General features: G+C 58.9%; 6 protein-coding genes and 1 pseudogene. 3 read left to right on the forward strand and 4 right to left on the reverse strand.

What is annotated here, in order from left to right; all coding sequences use genetic code 11:
* The 4 genes and pseudogenes from D6877_RS25420 to rplU all read right to left on the reverse strand — a co-directional run.
* Window positions 1-335, reverse strand: a pseudogene (locus D6877_RS25420) (glutamate 5-kinase); the annotation flags it as partial.
* Between the two features lie 137 nt (window positions 336-472).
* Window positions 473-1,696, reverse strand: a complete 1,224-nt coding sequence (gene cgtA / locus D6877_RS25425) for an Obg family GTPase CgtA (protein ID WP_016773122.1) — start codon at window positions 1,694-1,696, stop codon at window positions 473-475.
* 193 nt (window positions 1,697-1,889) lie between these two features.
* Window positions 1,890-2,147, reverse strand: a complete 258-nt coding sequence (gene rpmA, locus D6877_RS25430; protein WP_016773121.1) for a 50S ribosomal protein L27 — start codon at window positions 2,145-2,147, stop codon at window positions 1,890-1,892.
* A 35-nt stretch (window positions 2,148-2,182) separates the two neighbouring features.
* The gene (rplU, locus tag D6877_RS25435; RefSeq protein ID WP_007924746.1) at window positions 2,183-2,494 is read right to left on the reverse strand and encodes a 50S ribosomal protein L21; all 312 of its coding nucleotides are present in this window, start codon (window positions 2,492-2,494) and stop codon (window positions 2,183-2,185) included.
* A 241-nt stretch (window positions 2,495-2,735) separates the two neighbouring features.
* Between rplU and D6877_RS25440 the strand changes: the two genes are divergently transcribed.
* The 3 genes from D6877_RS25440 (at window position 2,736) to D6877_RS25450 (ending at window position 4,689) form a co-directional block, all read left to right on the forward strand.
* Window positions 2,736-3,704, forward strand: a complete 969-nt coding sequence (locus tag D6877_RS25440; RefSeq protein WP_016773120.1) for a polyprenyl synthetase family protein — start codon at window positions 2,736-2,738, stop codon at window positions 3,702-3,704.
* 181 nt (window positions 3,705-3,885) lie between these two features.
* Window positions 3,886-4,227 (forward strand): zinc ribbon domain-containing protein YjdM, encoded by a 342-nt coding sequence (locus D6877_RS25445; RefSeq protein WP_016773119.1) that lies wholly within the window; start codon window positions 3,886-3,888, stop codon window positions 4,225-4,227.
* Window positions 4,228-4,431: 204 nt separating this feature from the next.
* Window positions 4,432-4,689, forward strand: a complete 258-nt coding sequence (locus D6877_RS25450) for a hypothetical protein (protein WP_016773118.1) — start codon at window positions 4,432-4,434, stop codon at window positions 4,687-4,689.
* Window positions 4,690-4,691 lie beyond the last annotated feature (2 nt).

Below are 4,691 nucleotides of genomic sequence, written 5' to 3' on the forward strand. Positions count from 1 at the left end.
AGGTCGTCGTGGGTCAGGAGAATCTGCGCAGTGTGCCGGCCATGCTCGGCGAAGCTCGACTCCCACGCCTGCACCAGCCCCATCTGACCGATTGCAGCGGCCGCCTGCAGCTCGTGCATGGCACTGGGTCGCGCAGTCCAGCCCAAGCGGCTCATGCCGGCCGCTACCGCCCCGGAGGACACCAGCACCAGCTCGACGCCCGCTTCATGCAGCGCCACCATCTGCTCGACCCAGACACTCATTGCCGCGCGATCCAGCCCCTTGCCGTCAGCTGTCAGCAAAGCGCTGCCGATCTTCACGACCCAACGCTGCGCACCTGTCACCTTGCTCCGCATCATCTTCAACCTTAGCTTGAGGGCAGCGCGACCTGGCACTGCCCGTGACGTTAATCGTGGCGATTGCTGACCAACGATCGATTTCCGGATACTAAAACGCCGCTCGATTGAGCGGCGTTCAAGTTTATCGCAACGGATCAGTCACGCACGTAAATGATTTCCGGACCGTCTTCGTCATCCACATCTTCTTCATCCCAGTCATCGTCGCCGATGTCATGGACCGACTTCACGCCGCTGCGACGCAGGGCACGCTTGTCGTCCAGCGCCTGCAACTGCGCACGGGCTTCGTCTTCGATACGCTGGTCGAGATCGGCCAGTTCTTCCTTGTACGCAGGATCTGCGGCGAGGCGATCGGCACGGTCCTCCATGTAACGCATGATGTCGTGGCACAGACGCTCAGTACCGATCTTGGCGATGGCCGAGATCACGTACACCGGACCAGTCCATTCCAGGCGATCGACGATTTCCTTGACCCGAGCATCGTGCTCTTCTTCAAGGATCTGGTCGCACTTGTTCAGCACCAGCCAGCGATCACGCTCGGCCAGCGACGGGCTGAATTTGATCAGCTCGTTGACGATCACTTCAGCCGCGTCCGGAGCACTGGAATCATCCAGTGGCGCCATGTCGACGAGGTGCAGCAGCAGACGCGTGCGCGCCAGGTGCTTGAGGAAGCGAATGCCCAGGCCGGCACCGTCGGAAGCGCCTTCGATCAGCCCCGGAATGTCGGCAATGACGAAGCTCTTCCAGCGATCGACGCTGACCACACCCAGGTTCGGCACCAGCGTGGTGAACGGGTAGTCGGCGACTTTCGGCTTGGCGGCCGAGACCGAACGGATAAAGGTACTTTTACCGGCGTTCGGCAAGCCCAGCAGACCGACGTCGGCCAGCACTTTCATTTCCAGCTTGAGGTCGCGCTGCTCGCCCGGCTTGCCTGGCGTAGTCTGACGCGGCGCACGGTTGGTACTGGATTTGAAACGGGTGTTGCCCAGACCGTGCCAGCCGCCCTGCACTACCATCAGTTTCTGACCGGCCTTGGTCAGGTCGCCGATGACTTCCTGAGTGGCAGAGTCGATCACGGTGGTGCCGACCGGCACACGCAGGATCAGGTCTTCGCCCTTCTTGCCGGTGCAGTCGGTGCTGCCGCCGTTGGAGCCACGCTCGGCATCGAAGTGACGGGTGTAACGGTAGTCGACCAGGGTGTTGAGGTTTTCGTCGGCCATCATGTAGATGGAACCGCCGTCACCGCCATCACCGCCGTTCGGGCCGCCGTTTTCAATGAATTTTTCCCGGCGGAAACTCATGGCACCGTTGCCACCGTCACCGGCCTTTACGCGAATCGATACTTCATCAACAAACTTCATAACCAACGCCTCTCGCCGTACGGACGAGCCGAAAAACAATCAAGACATAAGACTCTTGCAAAAATGAGCGCAGCGACCCCAAGACACGACCTGCATCGCACGCCGACAGCCCATACAAACAGCTTTGCAAGAGACTCACCCCACAAACGAAAAAGCCCCGTCGCAAGACAGGGCTTCTCCAGCGATCTCGCGATTAAGCCGCGATTACGCTCACGTAACGACGACCGAAGGCGCCCTTTACTTCGAACTTGATCACGCCTTCGATTTTAGCGAAGAGAGTGTGATCCTTGCCCATGCCAACGCCGTAGCCAGCGTGGAATTGGGTGCCGCGCTGACGCACGATGATGTTGCCGGCCTTGATGACCTGGCCGCCATACATCTTCACGCCAAGGCGTTTGGCTTCTGAGTCGCGACCGTTACGGGTACTACCACCAGCTTTTTTGTGTGCCATGAGTTCAATTCTCCTAGTGAGGAATTAGGCTGTAATTAAGCCTGAATACCGGTGATTTTGATCTCGGTGAACCACTGGCGGTGGCCCATACGCTTCATGTGGTGCTTACGGCGACGGAACTTGATGATGCGGACTTTATCGTGACGACCTTGGGAGATCACTTCAGCCTTGACGGTTGCGCCAGCAACAACTGGTGCGCCGATGTTCACGTCGTCGCCGTTGGCGACCAGCAGAACGCGATCAAAAGTCACGGATTCGCCAGTAGCGATTTCCAGTTTTTCGATCTTCAGGTATTCACCTTCAGCGACCTTGTATTGCTTACCGCCGGTAACGATTACTGCGTACATGGTATTTCTCCGATAATCCTGCTCACCCAGCTCTTTATAAGAAGAGGTATTGGCTGGCATGGCTGCATGGGGCTGGAACGGCCCAAGTGCAATTGCGTAAGGCAGGTGCTGCCCAGGAAGTTCAGGGTGCGCGATTGTACGCAAGCAATCTGCCTCGCGCAAGTGGCCGTCCATCGCGCCTTGACAGGTCTGGACGGGGGTCCTAGCATGCCGCGCAACCCTTCTGGAGCGACTCTCGCTGATGCAACCCCAAGCTTTCTACCGCGCGGTGGCGGACGATTTTAGCGCCGTCGACGGCATCATCAAGAAGCAGCTGACGTCTCGAGTGCCGCTGGTATCGAAAATCGGCGATTACATCACGTCGGCCGGCGGCAAACGCCTGCGTCCTTTATTAGTGTTGCTGTGTGGCAAGGCTCTGGGTCGCGAAGGCGACGACATGCGCCTGCTGGCCGCCACCATCGAATTCCTGCACACCGCGACCTTGCTGCATGACGACGTCGTCGACATGTCCGGCATGCGCCGTGGCCGCTCGACCGCCAACGCCATGTGGGGCAATGCCCCGAGCGTGCTGGTCGGCGACTTCCTGTATTCGCGCTCGTTCGAAATGATGGTCGAACTCGGCTCGATGCCGGTGATGAAGATTCTCTCGCAGGCCACACGCATCATCGCTGAAGGCGAAGTGTTGCAACTGTCCAAGGTGCGTGACGCCAGCACCAGCGAAGAAACCTACATGGAAGTCATCCGCGGCAAGACCGCGATGCTCTTCGAAGCCTCGACCCACAGCGCCGCCGCCCTGGCCGGCGCGACCGCCGAGCAGAGCGAAGCCCTGCGCACGTTTGGCGATCACCTGGGTGTGGCGTTCCAGCTGGTTGATGACTTGCTCGACTATAAAGGCGACGCGGAAACCCTGGGCAAGAACGTCGGCGACGATCTGGCCGAAGGCAAACCGACCCTGCCGCTGATCTACACCATGCGCGAAGGCACGGCCGAACAGGCGGCACTGGTGCGTCAGGCGATCCAGAAAGGCGGAATCGAAGACCTCGAAAGCATCCGCATCGCCGTCGAAGCGTCCGGCTCGCTGGAGTACACCGCGCAACTGGCCCGTGATTATGTGGCCCGCGCGATCAAGTGCCTCGAGGCGCTGCCGGCCAGCGAATACCGCGATGCCTTGGTTGAATTGAGCGAGTTCGCGGTAGCCCGCACGCACTGATTCATCCCCTGTGGGAGCGAGCCTGCTCGCGAAAGCAATCTGCCAATCGACTCAATGTTGACTGACACAGCGCTTTCGCGAGCAGGCTCGCTCCCACAGTTGTTTCTGCGCTATGCCCTCCTCCGCGTAAAACCCTATACAATGTGCGCCCTTTAGTCCTCCTGATACCCAAGGAACCTTAGTGAGCACGTTGCCACCCTGCCCGAAATGCAATTCCGAATACACCTACGAAGACGGCACCCAACTGGTCTGCCCCGAGTGCGCCCACGAGTGGTCTGCCAGCGGCGAAGCCGAAGTGGCGGCCGATGATGCAGTGAAGAAAGATTCGGTCGGCAACGTCCTGCAGGACGGCGACACCATCACCGTGATCAAGGACCTCAAGGTCAAGGGCACATCGCTGGTGGTCAAGGTCGGCACCAAGGTCAAGAACATCCGCCTGTGCGATGGCGATCACGACATCGACTGCAAGATCGACGGCATCGGCCCGATGAAGCTCAAATCCGAGTTCGTCAGAAAAGTCTGAGCCTTGCGTCATCCATCCTGCGCCAGCCGTGGGATGGAGCTTTGCCCTCCCCCCTTCGGCTCAATGAATCCGCGCATGGCCATCAGCCAGCCATTTTGACCTGACACAACCTTTACCCGAAAAACTCCACGATCCGCCAATAGGCACTTGCTATTTGATGAATAAGAATTATTCTCATTGAAACCTTTCAAGGAGATGAGACCCATGACTTATTTGATCGACGCCTGGCTGGATCGCCCACACCCGTACCTCAGAATCCTCCATCGGGAAACCGGCGAAGTCTGTGCGGTGCTTGAAGAAGAAGCCTTGCATGAGCTGCAGGATCAAGGCGATCTGGACGTCAGCAGCCTCAATTCCAGCGAGCCGCTGGTACTCAAGGAGCTGGTGCGCAATCTGTTCCTGTTCTGCTATGCCCGGGCGTTGCGCCCGACCAATGAGCTGCACAACAAGATCGAAATATGAGC

Origin of the sequence: Pseudomonas sp. Sample_9 (genome assembly GCF_004307535.1) — a bacterium.
Classification (GTDB): Bacteria; Pseudomonadota; Gammaproteobacteria; order Pseudomonadales; family Pseudomonadaceae; genus Aquipseudomonas; species Aquipseudomonas mercuritolerans.